General features: G+C 66.2%; 9 protein-coding genes. 7 read left to right on the plus strand and 2 right to left on the minus strand.

What is annotated here, in order from left to right; genetic code table 11:
* The first annotated feature begins 19 nt into the window (after window positions 1-19).
* From DRB17_RS11485 to DRB17_RS11515, 7 genes are all read left to right on the plus strand, one after another.
* Entirely contained in the window at window positions 20-517 is a 498-nt protein-coding gene (locus DRB17_RS11485; RefSeq protein ID WP_114582378.1) for an Lrp/AsnC family transcriptional regulator, read from the plus strand.
* A gap of 235 nt (window positions 518-752) precedes the next feature.
* Entirely contained in the window at window positions 753-2,240 is a 1,488-nt protein-coding gene (locus DRB17_RS11490; protein ID WP_114582379.1) for an NAD-dependent succinate-semialdehyde dehydrogenase, read from the plus strand.
* A 54-nt stretch (window positions 2,241-2,294) separates the two neighbouring features.
* Window positions 2,295-3,710, plus strand: a complete 1,416-nt coding sequence (locus tag DRB17_RS11495) for an aspartate aminotransferase family protein (protein WP_114582349.1) — start codon at window positions 2,295-2,297, stop codon at window positions 3,708-3,710.
* Between the two features lie 218 nt (window positions 3,711-3,928).
* The gene (locus DRB17_RS11500; protein ID WP_114582350.1) at window positions 3,929-4,900 is read left to right on the plus strand and encodes a calcium/sodium antiporter; all 972 of its coding nucleotides are present in this window, start codon (window positions 3,929-3,931) and stop codon (window positions 4,898-4,900) included.
* A gap of 146 nt (window positions 4,901-5,046) precedes the next feature.
* Window positions 5,047-5,682 (plus strand): peroxiredoxin, encoded by a 636-nt coding sequence (locus tag DRB17_RS11505; protein WP_114582351.1) that lies wholly within the window; start codon window positions 5,047-5,049, stop codon window positions 5,680-5,682.
* A 124-nt stretch (window positions 5,683-5,806) separates the two neighbouring features.
* A complete protein-coding gene (locus DRB17_RS11510) occupies window positions 5,807-6,229 on the plus strand; it encodes a rhodanese-like domain-containing protein (protein WP_114582380.1) in 423 nt (140 codons plus the stop codon).
* A gap of 19 nt (window positions 6,230-6,248) precedes the next feature.
* Complete coding sequence (locus tag DRB17_RS11515; RefSeq protein WP_114582352.1) at window positions 6,249-7,442, plus strand: O-succinylhomoserine sulfhydrylase; 1,194 nt, start codon at window positions 6,249-6,251, stop codon at window positions 7,440-7,442.
* Between the two features lie 79 nt (window positions 7,443-7,521).
* Here DRB17_RS11515 and DRB17_RS11520 read toward each other — a convergent pair whose 3' ends face one another.
* Window positions 7,522-11,895, minus strand: coding sequence for a translocation/assembly module TamB domain-containing protein (locus tag DRB17_RS11520; RefSeq protein ID WP_114582353.1), 4,374 nt, complete (start codon window positions 11,893-11,895; stop codon window positions 7,522-7,524).
* Between the two features lies 1 nt (window position 11,896).
* Window positions 11,897-13,780 carry an autotransporter assembly complex protein TamA gene (locus DRB17_RS11525; RefSeq protein ID WP_161958794.1) on the minus strand — a complete coding sequence of 628 codons (1,884 nt, stop codon included), beginning with the start codon at window positions 13,778-13,780 and terminating at the stop codon, window positions 11,897-11,899.
* Window positions 13,781-13,936 lie beyond the last annotated feature (156 nt).

Genomic DNA, 13,936 nt, shown 5'->3' on the forward strand with positions numbered 1-13,936 from the left:
GACACATCAAGACACCGGCATGAAACTCGACGCCTACGACATTCGCATCCTGGCGACGCTGCAGCGCGACGGCCGCATTACGAAGCTGAAGCTGGCCGAAAAGATCGGCCTGTCCCCCAGTCCGTGCTGGGAGCGCATGAAGCGCTTGCAGGAGGCCGGCTTCATCCGCGGATTTTACGCCGATGTCGATGTCGCGAAGGTCGTGCGGGCGACGACCGTCTTCGTCGAGGTCACGCTGAACAGCCACGGCGCCGAGGACTTCGAGCGTTTCGAAGCGGCGGTGCAGGACGTGCCCGAAATCGTCGAGTGTCAGGCCATCGGTGGCGGCGCGGACTACGTCATGAAGGTGGTCACCACCGACATCGAGGCCTATCAGGCGCTGATCGACCGGCTTCTTGGCGCCGAGGTCGGCATCGGCCGCTATTTCACCTACATCGTGACCAAGCCGGTGAAACGCCCGCGCGGCGCCCCCCTGGCGCACCTGATGGAGCAGGCTGGCAAGCCGCTGGGCGAATAGGCGGCTGCCTTTTGCCTGGATCTCCGGCCCCGGAGATTTTTTCTGCGCGGCCGGCACGGCACCGAAAAATTCTCGGCTGCGGGCGGCAACTTCGAAAACACCCTCTGCGGCGCCTTTGATAATCTTCTCACCGTAACGTACAAACACCCAAGGGCGCGGAAAACCGCGCTGTCCTACAAGCGCGCGCCCGCGCTGTTTTAAAGCAACACGCTCTCGAAAACTGGTGGAGGCCACGATGAGCCAGGTTCTGCAGCACGCCAAGTCCTTCCGCCTGCGCGATTCCAGCCTGTGGCGGGAGCAGGCCTATCTGGCTGGCGACTGGGCCGATGCCGATGGCAAGGGCCGCCTCGCCGTCACCAACCCCGCCGATGGCCGCGAACTCGGCTGGGTTCCGAACATGGGCCAGGCCGAGACCGAGCGCGCCATCGAGGCCGCCGCGAGTGCCTATCCGGCCTGGCGGGCGATGCTCGCCAAGGATCGCGGCGCCATCCTGCAGCGCTGGGGCGAATTGATGATGGAGAACCAGGAGGACCTGGCCGTCATCATGACGCTGGAGCAGGGCAAACCGGTTTGGGAGTCGCGCGGCGAGATCGCCTACGCGGCCAGCTTCCTGACGTGGTTCGCCGCCGAGGCGGAGCGCGCCTATGGCGATACGATTCCCACGCACCTTGAGGGCCGGAAGCTGTTCGCGCAGCGGGAGCCCGTCGGGGTCACGGCCGCCATCACGCCGTGGAACTTCCCCTCGGCGATGATCACCCGCAAGGCGGGTGCCGCGCTGGCCGCCGGTTGCCCGATGGTGGTCCGTCCGGCGACGGAGACGCCTTACTCGGCCCTGGCGCTTGGCGAACTGGCGACGCGAGCCGGCGTCCCGAAGGGAGTTCTCTCCATCCTTACCGGCTCGGCCCGGCGGATCGGGCAAGTGCTGTGCGACAGTACCACGGTGCGTAAGATCTCCTTCACCGGCTCGACCGAGGTGGGCCGCATCCTGCTGGCGCAGAGCGCGGAGACGGTAAAGAAGGTGTCGATGGAGCTGGGTGGTCACGCGCCCTTCCTGGTGTTCGAGGACGCCGACCTCGATCTCGCCGTCGACGGGGCGATGAACGGCAAGTTCCAGACCACCGGCCAGGACTGCCTGGCGGTCAACCGCTTCTATATCCACGAGAGACTTTACGACAGCTTCGCCGAGCGCTTCGCCGCGCAGGTCAAGCAACTCAAGGTCGGCAACGGCCTGGAAGGCGATGTGGACCAGGGCCCGCTGATGAACGAGGGCGCGGTCGAGAAGTGCGAGGCGCACATCAAGGACGCGGTGGACAAGGGTGCGGTCGTCCTCGCCGGGGGCGGCCGGCACGAGCTGGGCGGCCTGTTCTTCCAGCCAACCGTGCTGGGCAACGTCACGCCGGACATGGCGATCGCGAAGGAGGAAACCTTCGGGCCCGTCGCGGCGCTGATGAAGTTCTCCGACGAGGACGAGGTGCTGCGGCAGGCGAACTCGGTGGAGTTCGGCCTGGCCTCCTACGTCTACACGGAGAACTATCGCCGCATCTGGCGGGTTTCCGATGCCCTGGAATACGGCATGGTCGGCGTGAACTGCTCCAAGATCACCGGCGCGCCGATCCCCTTCGGCGGCGTCAAGCAGTCCGGCCTGGGCCGCGAGGGCTCCAAGTACGGCATCGACGACTATACCGAGCTCAAGTACGTCTGCCTCGGCGGCCTGGACCGCTGATAAGTCGAGAGCACGAAAAACGGGAACGATAACTATACGATCGGGGTGAAGAAAATGACCGACGCGACACACAACCTCTCCCTGGAGGAGATGGATCGCCAGAGTGTGATCCACCCGTTCACGCACCTGAAGGATTATGCCAGCGGCGCGCTTGGGGATCCCCGGATCGTCGAGACGGGCAAGGGCGTGCGCATAACCGACCAGAAGGGCAAGACCTTCATCGACGGTTTTGCGGGACTTTATTGCGTGAATGCGGGCTACGGCCGTACCGAAATTGCCGACGCGATCTATGAGCAGGCGAAAAAACTGGCCTACTATCACGCCTATGCCGCGCACTCGAGCGAGCCGGTCATCCGGCTGTCCGATCGCATCCTTCGCAAGGCGCCGGCGAACATGCGGCGTGTGTATTACGGCAGCTCCGGTTCCGACGCCAACGAGACTCAAGCGAAGATCGTTTGGTACTACAACAACGTTCGCGGCAAGCCGGAGAAGAAGAAGATCATTTCCCGCCACCGGGGATATCACGGCGGCAGCATGGCGGCCGGCTCGATGACGGGTTTGCCGGTATATCACAAGGCGTTCGACCTGCCGATTGATCGGATCAAGCACACCACGGCACCGCACTACTATTGGGGCGCGCAGGCCGGCGAGAGCGAGCGCGAGTTCTCCAAGCGCTGCGCCGGCGATCTCGAATCGATGATCCTGGCCGAAGGGCCTGAAACCGTGGCGGCGTTCATTGGCGAGCCTGTGCTGGGCACGGGCGGGATCATTCCGCCGCCGGAGGGCTACTGGCAGGAGATTCAGGCGGTTCTCGACAAGTACGACGTCCTGCTGATCGATGACGAGGTCGTCACGGGCTTCGGCCGGATCGGAACCGAGTTCGGGTCCGACTACTACGGGATGAAACCGGACCTGATGACCGTCGCCAAGGGGCTGACGAGTGCGTATCTGCCGCTGTCGGGCGTGATCGTGGGCGACAAGGTCTGGAAGGTTCTGGAGCAGGGCTCGGACGAGTACGGCCCGTTCGCACACGGCTATACCTATTCGGCGCACACGCTTTGCGCCGCGGCGGGGCTGGCGAACCTGGATATCATCGATACGGAAGACCTGACCGGCAACGCGCGGGACACGGGCAGCTATCTTCAGGACCGGCTGCAGGAGACGTTTGCCGACCATCCCATTGTCGGCGAGGTTCGGGGCGTTGGCCTGCTGGCCGCTCTGGAGTTCGTGGCCGACAAGGACGAGAAGACCCGCTTTGACGCCACGGCGAAGGTCGGTCCCAAGGTCGCCGCTGCCTGTCTGGAGCGTGGCCTGATCGTCCGTGCGATGCCGCACGGCGATATCCTGGGCTTCGCCCCGCCGCTGGTGATCAGCCGGGCGGAGGTCGACGAGGTGGTCGATATCGCCAAGCAGGCGGTCGATGCCGTCACCGATCAGCTCAGCCGGGACGGCATCCTGAAGGCAGCCTGACGACCGCTTTTCGTCAATCGATGCCAAGAGTCACCGGGCGGTCCGCAAGGGCCGCCCGGTTCGTTATTCCAAGTGCTTGCGTATCCTCGATCTTGCAATCACACAAACCCCCGCCGATATGCCCCCGCAGGAAACGGCGCATGTCATGCAACCGCGCCAAGTCGGGATTTGGGGGCGCGGGCCGCGAAGCAAAGCGTCGCGCTAGAGGCATAATACGGATGGATTACGCGCTTGCCATTGGCGGTTTCGTGCTGCTGTTCCTCGGTGGTGAGAGTCTTGTGCGCGGCGCGGTGGGGCTGGCGCAGCGGCTCGACACATCGCCGCTGTTCACGGGCCTTGTCGTCGTCGGCTTCGGCACCTCCGCGCCAGAGTTCGTCGTCTGCCTCGAAGCGGCGTTGCGCGGACAATACGACATAACGGTCGGCAACATCGTTGGCAGCAACATCGCCAACATCATGCTTATCCTGGGCCTGGCGGCGCTGGTGCAGCCGGTGATCAGCCGCCCGTCGATCCTTCGCCGCGATGGCTTCGCGATGCTTGCGGCGAGCGTGCTGCTGGTCGGGCTGGCCTTCGCGGGCGGAATATCGCGCTGGATGGCGGTTGCGATGCTGGCCGTGCTTATCGGCTTCATCGCGTATTGCTTTCGTGGCGAACGCAACAACGGCGGGGTCAAGGGGTACGAGCACGAGATCGAGGACCTGGGCCGGCTGCCGCATCGGTTGCCGCTTGCCCTGCTCGCCTCGGCGATTGGGATCGCCGCACTGGTGTTCGGCTCGCGAATGCTGGTCGGTGGCGCGACCGGCATCGCGCGCGATGCCGGCGTGTCGGAGGCGGTGATCGGCGTTACCCTGGTCGCCGTCGGGACCTCGCTGCCCGAGCTGGCCGCCGCGCTGGTCGCCGCACTGCGCCGACATGCCGATGTCGCGCTTGGCAACGTCCTGGGATCGAACGTCTTCAACGTGTTCGGGATGCTGGCCCTGACGGCGCTGATCGAGCCGGTTGCGATCAGCCGTGGATTCCTGACTCTCGACCTCTGGGTGATGCTGGGCGTATCCTGTCTACTTCTGGTCTTCATGAAGACAGGCGATCGCGTTAACCGCATGGAAAGCGGCGTGCTGCTGGCCGGTTATGCTGTCTATGTCGCGCTGTTGCTGGGGCCTTACGGCACGGCCGCGGCCATGCACCTCTGAATATCCACTTTGGAGTCGTTGACAGGATTTTCGCCGCAAATTATACGTTTCGTAATCGTACTAAATAGAAAACTACATTTGGTAATATGTAAAATCCCGGGCCGGACCGATTGCCCGGTGCGCGGATCAGGCAGAGGAGCGGAACCATGAGCTTGCGTCTTGGCGACATTGCGCCCGATTTCCAGGCCGATACGACGGAGGGGCCGATCTCGTTCCACGAATGGATCGGCGACAGCTGGGCCATTCTGTTCTCACACCCGAAGGACTTCACGCCGGTCTGCACGACCGAACTGGGCGAGGTCGCGCGCCTGAAGCCCGAGTTCGACAAGCGCAACGTGAAGGTGATCGGGCTTTCGGTGGACCCGGTCGATTCCCACAGGAAGTGGGTCGGCGACATCGAGGAGACCCAGCACCAGAAGGTAGGTTATCCGATTATCGCGGATTCCGAGCGCAAGGTGGCCGACCTCTACGGGATGATCCATCCCGCGCACGACGAGGTCTACACCGTGCGCACGGTGTTCATCATCGACCCGCAGAAGCGGGTGCGGCTGACCCTCACCTACCCGCAGACGGCAGGGCGCAATTTCGACGAAATCCTTCGCGTCATCGATTCCATGCAACTCACCGACCGGCATAAGGTGGCCACGCCGGTGAACTGGCGGCAGGGCGAGGACGTGATCATCGTGCCCGCCGTCAGTGACGAGGATGCGAAGCAGCTTTTCCCGAAGGGATGGAAGACGCTCAAGCCGTACCTCCGGGTGACGCCCAGCCCGGACGCCTGAGCGGCGACGCGCGGCCTTTGCGCCGTGCCCGGCAAGTGGAGTAGGTTGCAATAGGCCGCCGCGGTCGTTTGCGAGCGGGCGCGGCGGCTTGATTTGTGAGGAGACAATGCGAGAGGCGGCCCTGATGGTAGAGCGATACGCTGGTGACATCTCGCCGGATACCGCCTGGGAAATCCTGACGGACGATCCAAGCGCCGTGCTTGTCGACGTGCGCACGGACGCGGAGTGGAAATACGTCGGGGTGCCCGATCTTCGGGATCTGGAGAAGCAGCCGCTTTTCATCTCCTGGAAGGTCTTCCCGCACATGAGCGTGAACGAAACCTTCAGCGACGATGTCGCCGAGGCGGGGGTAGCCCAGGAGGACACGCTGCTGCTGTTGTGCCGTTCGGGCCAGCGCTCGGCGGATGCGGCGACGGCGTTGACCGCGCACGGCTTCCGGCGCTGCTACAACATCGCCGGCGGATTCGAGGGCGACAAGGACCACAATGGCCAGCGCGGCACGCTCGATGGGTGGAAAGCCCGTGGGCTGCCTTGGCTGCAGGACTGATTCCGACGGAAACCCGGGCATGAACGATACATCCAGAACGCTTGGCGACTGGCGCACACAGACCGACCTCGTCCGCGGCGGTCACATGCGCAGTGAGTTTCACGAGACCGCCGAAGCGATCTATATGACCTCGGGTTACGTCTACGGCAGTGCCGAGGAGGCGGAGGCCGCCTTCAAGGGCGAGGTCTCGCGCTACATCTATTCGCGCTACGCCAATCCAACGGTCGCCATGTTCGAGGAACGCCTGCGCCGCCTTGAAGGGGCGGAGGCGTGCTTTGCCACCTCAAGCGGCATGGCGGCGGTGTTCGCCTCCATGATGTGCCAGCTCAAGGCGGGCGACCGCGTCGTGGCCAGCCGCGTGCTGTTCGGGTCCTGCCGGCACATCATCACGCAGATCCTGCCCCGCTTCGGCATCGAGGCGGAGCTGGTCGACGGCCCCGACCTCGCCGCGTGGGAGCAGGCGCTGTCGCGCCCCACGGCCTGCGTCTTCGTGGAGACGCCGGCCAATCCGACGCTGGAACTGGTGGACCTGGAGGCGGTGTGCACTCTTGCGCACAAGGCGGGGGCCAGCGTCATCGTGGATAATGTCTTCGCCACGCCGCTGCTGCAAAAGCCCCTGGCGTTCGGCGCCGACGTCGTCGTTTATTCCGCCACAAAGCACATCGACGGGCAGGGGCGGTGCCTGGGGGGCGCTGTCCTCGGCTGCGAGAGTTTCATCAACGATACCTTGCAGCCCTTCATGCGCCACACCGGGCCGGCGCTTTCGCCGTTCAACGCCTGGGTGCTGCTGAAAGGTCTGGAGACACTGGCCCTGCGCCTCGACCGGCATTGCGCCAACGCGCGTGAACTGGCCACATTCCTGGCCGGGCAACCGGGCGTGAGCGGCGTGCGCTATCCTGGCTTCGAGGGCTCGCCGCAGGTCGAACTGGCACGGAAGCAGATGTCACAAGGCGGCAGCGTCGTCGCCTTCGAGCTGGATGGCGGCAAGGAACACGCCTTTCGGATGCTGAACGCGCTTCGCCTTGTCGATATCTCGAACAACCTGGGCGACGCGAAGAGCCTGGTCACCCACCCGGCCACCACGACGCACCAGCGCTTCTCGCCCGAGGACCGCGCCGCCGCCGGCATCGGCGACGGACTGGTGCGCCTGTCGGTTGGCCTGGAAGACGTCGAGGACCTGAAAGCGGACCTGAAGCAGGCCCTGGCGGCTTAAAGCGGATGGTGCGGCCCGCCGGGCGGGTGATGTTCTCTAGATGAGACGCCCGCTGAGTGGGAAATGACGCTCGCCGGGGCTAATAATCCCACTTGAACTGGATGCCGACCTCGCTGCTGCCGGTGGCGCCGACGCGGCTTTCCACGGCGATGTTGTCGGTCAGGTCCACCTCGACCTTGGCGGAACTGCTTTCGGTGGACGCGCCCTGTTCGACGCCGACGAAGACGTCGCCGCCGATGTACTTGCCGGCAGTGACGGAGGGGTCGCCGGCCTCGGTGCTGCCGACGCTGAGCACATCGACGCCGACCAGGCCGCGGATCCGATCGAGGATCCCGGCACCGCCGCCACCGGTCGTAAGCTGCGCCACGGCGAGGCCCAACTGCCCGGCCTCCATGGCGGAGAGTTCGGTCGCGCTCTTTCCGAACAACAGGCGGGAGATCACCTCGTCCTGCGGCAGCTCCGGCGTCGAACTGAGCGTCAGTTCCGGCTGTTGCGCCGGGCCGGAGACGGCCACGGTGACGTCGATGTCGCGGCCGCTGTGAAAAGCTTCCGCCGTGATGGATGGGTCGATTTCGCTGCCGCCGTCGAAGTCGACCTCGCCGCGGTTCAGCTTGAAGGCCTTGCCCAGGAAGTCGACCTGTCCGCGCACGGCCCGTAGCTGTCCGTTGATGACGGGCTGGTCCGCCGTGCCGGTGACGGCAAGGTTGCCCGACCATTCGGAATCCAGGCCACCTCCGCGCATGAAGAAGCGACTGGGAACATCGACGGCGATATCCAGCTTTATACGGCTGGGCTTTGCCGCTTCGCTCTCGCTCTCGCTTTCGGGCGTCTTCGGCGGCTCGGCCCCGGCAAGGCTGTCGCCGCCCACCTCGACAACATCGAGGCTGGCGACCTCTGGCGGCAGGGAGTCGGGGATGCGGGCCTCGCCGCGCTCGACGGTGACGACACCCTGCAGCAGCAGGTCGTCGAACGGCCCGGTCACCGCCAGATCCAGGTCCGTGCGCGCCGTGATCTCGTCGCGCCGGACAAGGGTGGCGTTCTTCGCCGTCAGCGTCAGATCGACCGCCTGGCCCGCACCGCCATAGACGTTGACGCTGCCGCTGGCCATCACGCTGCCCTTGCCGCCGTCGCGTGCCTCGAAGCGGGCAATCTGAAGTGCCTCGCCATCGCCTTCGATGCGTGCGTTCAGATCGGTCAGCAGCGTGCCGGTCGTCAGGTTCTCGTATGTGGCACCGGTCAATGCGATGTGCCCGCGCGGCTGCGGGTCGCCAAGGCTGCCCTCGATGCGAAGCGCGACGTCGCCCTGGCCGGTCAGGCGGTGGCCGGAAACCGGGACGAAGGGCATCAGCGGCGCCACGTCGCCCTGCCAGGAAACCTCGGCCCGCACTGGCCCGTCGGGCGGCAATCCGGCGGCCACGGGCGCAAGCGACAAGCGCATCGGCAACTGCACCGAGAGTTGCACGGGCGTTTCCGAAAGTCCGCGCGCCTGCCCCGAGGCTGTCAGGGTGCCGCCGGAAATCCGGCCCTGCAGCCAGGCGTCGAGCGGCGGCAGGTCGGCCCCTTCCAGGCCGATTTCGGCGGCGTTGAACTGGAACGAGCCTTCCGGGCGTGCCAGCGGCCCTGAAAGCTCCATGCGTCCGTCGAGATTGCCGGACAGCTTCGGCTCCGCCAGGACCAGCCGCGTCAACGCCAGCGGCAGGGATTCCAACTGCGCTGTGGCGTCGATGCGTTCCGCCGTGCGCTCCAGATCCAGGCGCAGCGTGCCGCCCTCCGCCTGCACCGCCAGATCGCTCAGCGTGAGAGAAGCCGGCTCCAGGCGCAGCACGGCCGGCCGCTCCAGGCTCAACGCCTTACCCTGTGTATCGGCATTCAGCCGCGTCAACGTCAGTTGCGTCACCGCGCCTTCAAGCGCCACGCTGGCGTCGGCGGAGACCTGCAACGGACCGAACGCCTCGCCCGACGCTTCCAGCCGGAGGTTGGCCTTCGCCGGACCGCCATCGACGCGGAGGGAAGCAGCGTCCAGCTTCGCCGGCCCGGCAGTCGCATTGGCAAGGGCGATGCGCGCCGTCCCGCCGGGATTGGCGAAGGCGTCATCCACCTCGGCTTTCAGTTCAAGCGTACCGGCGGTGGCGTCGCCACCATAGGTCACGTCCGTGAGGCGACCGTCCAGCGTAACGCCCTGACCAGTGCTGCCGGCGCCAAGGGAGACCGAGACCCGTCCCGTTCCCGATAGCGGCAGGTCGAAGCGCTGGCCAAGCTTGGCGAGGTCCGTCACCTCGACATCGGCGCCACCCGTCAACACACCGCCCTCCAGCGGGGCCGACAGCCGTCCGCCGGACACCTTGAAGCCGCTGCCCGTGGCGTCGAGTTTGGCAAGCTGGAATGCGGCGCCCGTCAGGGCGAAGTCGGTGCTGGCCCTGACCGCGCCCACCATCGTCGCGCTGGCCTCGGCGTCGATGCTTCCGTTGGGTTTGCTGGCAAGTTGCCGGGCCGTCACCTGGACTTTCAGCAGGCCAAACGGCGTGCCCTCGACGGCGGCGTCGGCAATCTCAAGCCCTGCCTCCACGCCGGGGTCGGCGGTGGGGCCGGACAGCCTGACCGTTCCGCTCGCGGCGCCGGACAGGCGGGTGCCAAGCGGCTCTGACAGGATGTCCGTCTCCGGCAGCGCCACGTCGAAGGCGCCATCGATCGTGTCGAAGCTGGCCGGGAAGCCCAGTTCGCCGGCGATGCGGGCGTTCCCGGACTCCATGGACAGGTTCCGGAGCGTCAGCGCCCCGTCGTCGGCGAGATTGATATCCGTTGCCAGCGAGACCGCGCCCCCGGCCAGCGTGTCCAGGATCGGCTCCGCGCCCCAGGTGACGTCGCGAAGATCCCCCGCGACGGTACCCTGAAGCAGACTGTCCTCGCCGCCGAAGGCAAGATGACCGTTCAGCTTGCCTTGCCCGACGAGACCGATCATGGGGTTCAAGCTGGCCAGCTTGCCGATTTCCAGCTCGAACGCCGTGTCGCCCACGCCGGTGGCCAGATCGACGCTGCCCTGGAAGCGGGCCGTCAGGTCGGGGCCGTCGAGCGTTGCGGTCATGGCCGACAGCGTCATCGCGTCGAGATCCAGATCGCCCGCCAGATCGACAGTGAGCGGTGCCCCGCTGAACCCGGCGAATTCGGGACCGGCCAGATCGACTGTCCCGCTTGTCACCTTGGCGGTCAGACGGCCACGCGTCATCGTGTCGTCGGGGTCGAGTTTGGCGGCGATCTCGACGGCATCGGCGCTCACGTCGGGCAGCGCAAGGCGGTCGGCCGTGATGGCCGCTTCGAGCTTCGGTGCGGAGAGGGGGCCGCGCGCCTGGAAATCGGCTTTCGCGCCTATGAGGTTGGAAAGCCCCGCCAGCGTGGCGAAGGGCTCGGGCGTCAGGATGTCGACGTCGCCATGGGCATCGATCGTCCCGGCGTCGCCGTCCAGCGTTCCGGTAAGCTGCATCGTTGCGTTCGGCGTCGCGATGCGGGCGCGTTCGATATTGGCCCCGCTCTTGCCCTTGCGGCTGAGGGTCAGGCCGAACTCGGCCGCGCCGCCGATCAGTCGTGCGATGTCGGGCGGCAGAATGGCTTGCACGTCCGCTTGTCCATCGATCGTGGCGCGCTTGGCCGCCTCAAGAGCCAGATCGGCGGTGATGCTGGCATCCGCGCCAAGTCGGGCCTCCGCCCGGCCGCGCCAGTCGTCGATGGGAGCGTTGCCGGAAAGCGAGGCCGACACGCTCTCATCCGCGTCGAGATTCAGCGCACCGGCCAGCAGCCCGCCGGCCGCGCCGGACAACTCCGCGTCAACACCAAGGTTTCGTTCGTCGGGCGTGTACTCGGCGCGCGCCGTGAGGATGCCGCCCGGCGCGTCCAGGCGCTCCACCCGCAGGCGCGAGGTCAGCGCGCCGGCTGCCGGTGCGGCGGCTTGCCCGTCGATAGCGAAGGTTGCCGCTTCGCCAAGCACCGCCTCGCCAAGCTCCAGCCGTTCGACACTCAGCGAGTCCAGGCGGATCGGCACGGGCAGACGGGGCAGCGCGAAGGGCTCGGCGGGCGCGGGCTCTTCTTCCGCCGCACCTTCGGGCAGGCGCGCCAGATGGATTTGCCCGGCATGAATGCGGGCAATCTCCATCCGACCCGCGAACAGTGCCATGGGCCGCCATGCGACCTCGGCCGATTCCAGGGTAAGCCACACCCCGTCGGGATCGCGCAGTACCAATCGGTCGAGTGCCAGGCGTTGCGGCAGTGGCCCCGACAAGCCGCTCACCTCGGCCTCGGCGCCTTCCTCGGCCAGCGCCTTTTCCAGCCGGTCCTGCAGCCATGCCTGTCCGCGCTCGGTGTTGACGGCGGCCCAGGTGGCCAGGACGAGCATGAGAATCACGGCCAGCAGGCCGCCGCACAGAATCGCGGTGAGTTTCAAGGCGCGGCGCACGCGGGTCACGTCAGAACGCCTGTCCCAGGCTGATGTAGAATTCGAAGGTGTCGTCGACGTCCCGTGGGTTCAGCGGGAACGCCACGTCCAGGCGCACCGGCCCGATGCCGGTGAAGTACCGCAGTCCGAGCCCGGCGGCATAGCGCAGCTTCTTCTCGCCTTTGAAGCTGGGATCCGGCATCGGCTCGTCATAGACGTTACCGGCATCGATAAAAGGTACAATCCCGACATTGTCGGTAACCCGGACGCGCACCTCCGCGTTCAACTCGATCAGCGAGCGGCCGCCCAACGGGTCGTTGTCATCGTCCAGCGGACCAACCGTCTGGAAGTCGAAGCCCCGGATCGATCCGCCGCCGCCGGCGTAGAAGCGCTTGCCGGCCGGGATCTGCTCCGTCTCCACGCCGACGATGGAGCCAATGCGCGCACGGCTCGCCAACACGAAGCGCTCTTCGCTATCGAGTGCCAGATAGGTGGAGCCGGCGACCACGTTGCGCAAGAACGCCTGGGTGTCCTCGACGGTTTCAATGAAGGGCGTCGTCTCGAAAGCCAGGCGTGAGCCTTCCGTCGGGTCCAGAAGGCTGTTGCGCGTGTCGCGGGTCAGGGTGAGCGGTGTGCCGAACAGTACGAAGGTTCGCTGGCCCTCGTTGTCCGTGTCACGTGTCAACTCGGCCAGGCCGCCGGCGCTGGCGCTCCAGGCCTCGTTCAACTGGCGCTCCAGGCCCAGGAAGCTCGACAGCGCCTCCTCCTGGAAGGCGTCGTTATCCAGCCGGCGCAATTCGGTATTCGCGATCAGCTTCTGATCCGGGCGCAGGAAGCGCGGCTTGCTGAGGTCGGTGCGCACGCTCTGTTCGATCACACCGGCGTTGAGTGACAGGCGCACCGTCTCGTTTTCGCGGAAAAAGTTGCGGTGCTCCCAGAACGCGGTCCCGGATGGCCCTTCGGAGGTCGAGAAGCGCGCCGTGAAGCCGATGGAGCGGTGCGCGCGTTCCTTGAATCGGAAGGTCACCGGCAGTTCGCCATCCCGTGGCTCGCCACGCTCCACACCGATGCTGGCGAACAGGCGGGTCTCCATCAACTCCCGGCGGACGTCGGCCACCTGATCCTGCGAGAAGGCCTCGTCCTCCTGCCAGGTGCGGAAGCCATCGATGTAATCGCGCTCGACACTCTCCAGGCCTTCCAGGTTCCACGCGCCGAACGTCAGGAACGGCCCCGGCTCGATGCGCCAGCGCACCTCCATCGTCGTCTGGCCGTGGTCCACCAAAGCCTTGCGCTCGGCAACCTCGGCAAGGGGGTAGCCGTTGTTCTCAAGCTGCCGCAGCAGGGCGCGCTGGGCTTGCAGGATGCGGGGCGCGCGGGCGCGCATGCCATATTCGAGACCCAGGTCGCCGGCGCTTCGCGGCACCTTGGCATCTTCCGGGAGTTCGCGGGTGTAGGCGATATCCACCTCGGCCAGCAGGTAGACGGTGCCCGGCTTGATATCGAGTGTAACCCTGGCCGGCTCCGCCCCGGTGTCGATGCGGTAGTCGACGGTGGCCTGGTAGAACCCTTCCGAGTGCAGCGCCTTCAGCAGGCGCTCCACATCGTCCTCGGCCCGCCGGCGCAGGCCCGTCACGCTTCGCGGTTGCTCTTCCTCAAGTGCGATAAGCTGCGAGGTGCGGCGCAGGATGTCGAGAAGAGCGTCGTCCTCAACGCCCTCGATGGCCGTTTCGTATGGTATGCGCGGTTCCGCCGCCGGCTCTTCGGCTGACGTCTCGCTGTCGGACCCGGCCGGCGGCGTGCCCGGTGCCTCCATATTCTGCGCCGGCGCCGGGATCGCGGTCATAAAGCAGCCAAGGGCGGTTGCGCTCAAGGCAAGCGCGACAGCGGCGGCGAAGCGTGCGGAAAGGAATGTCAAGTTGGTTTGATCCTGCCTTCGAACACGATCTCGTCGCTCGTGCCGCCCTAACCCGATCCCGCGCAACACAAGAGGTTGATAGTGATTGGCGGACCGCGTCAGGTAAAGGGCACGTCGGGACTGCCGGGTCCGCGGCGAATAACGCCCCGACACGTA

Origin of the sequence: Ferruginivarius sediminum (assembly GCF_003344765.1) — a bacterium.
GTDB classification, from domain to species: Bacteria; Pseudomonadota; Alphaproteobacteria; order Kiloniellales; family Rhodovibrionaceae; genus Ferruginivarius; species Ferruginivarius sediminum.

What these genes read in the sequence shown, in the direction of transcription:
- DRB17_RS11515 (WP_114582352.1), top strand. Translation starts at nt 6,249, where the DNA reads ATGAACGATACATCCAGAACGCTTGGCGACTGGCGCACACAGACCGAC.
- DRB17_RS11510 (WP_114582380.1), top strand. Translation starts at nt 5,807, where the DNA reads ATGGTAGAGCGATACGCTGGTGACATCTCGCCGGATACCGCCTGGGAA.
- DRB17_RS11505 (WP_114582351.1), top strand. Translation starts at nt 5,047, where the DNA reads ATGAGCTTGCGTCTTGGCGACATTGCGCCCGATTTCCAGGCCGATACG.
- DRB17_RS11485 (WP_114582378.1), top strand. Translation starts at nt 20, where the DNA reads ATGAAACTCGACGCCTACGACATTCGCATCCTGGCGACGCTGCAGCGC.
- DRB17_RS11495 (WP_114582349.1), top strand. Translation starts at nt 2,295, where the DNA reads ATGACCGACGCGACACACAACCTCTCCCTGGAGGAGATGGATCGCCAG.
- DRB17_RS11500 (WP_114582350.1), top strand. Translation starts at nt 3,929, where the DNA reads ATGGATTACGCGCTTGCCATTGGCGGTTTCGTGCTGCTGTTCCTCGGT.
- DRB17_RS11490 (WP_114582379.1), top strand. Translation starts at nt 753, where the DNA reads ATGAGCCAGGTTCTGCAGCACGCCAAGTCCTTCCGCCTGCGCGATTCC.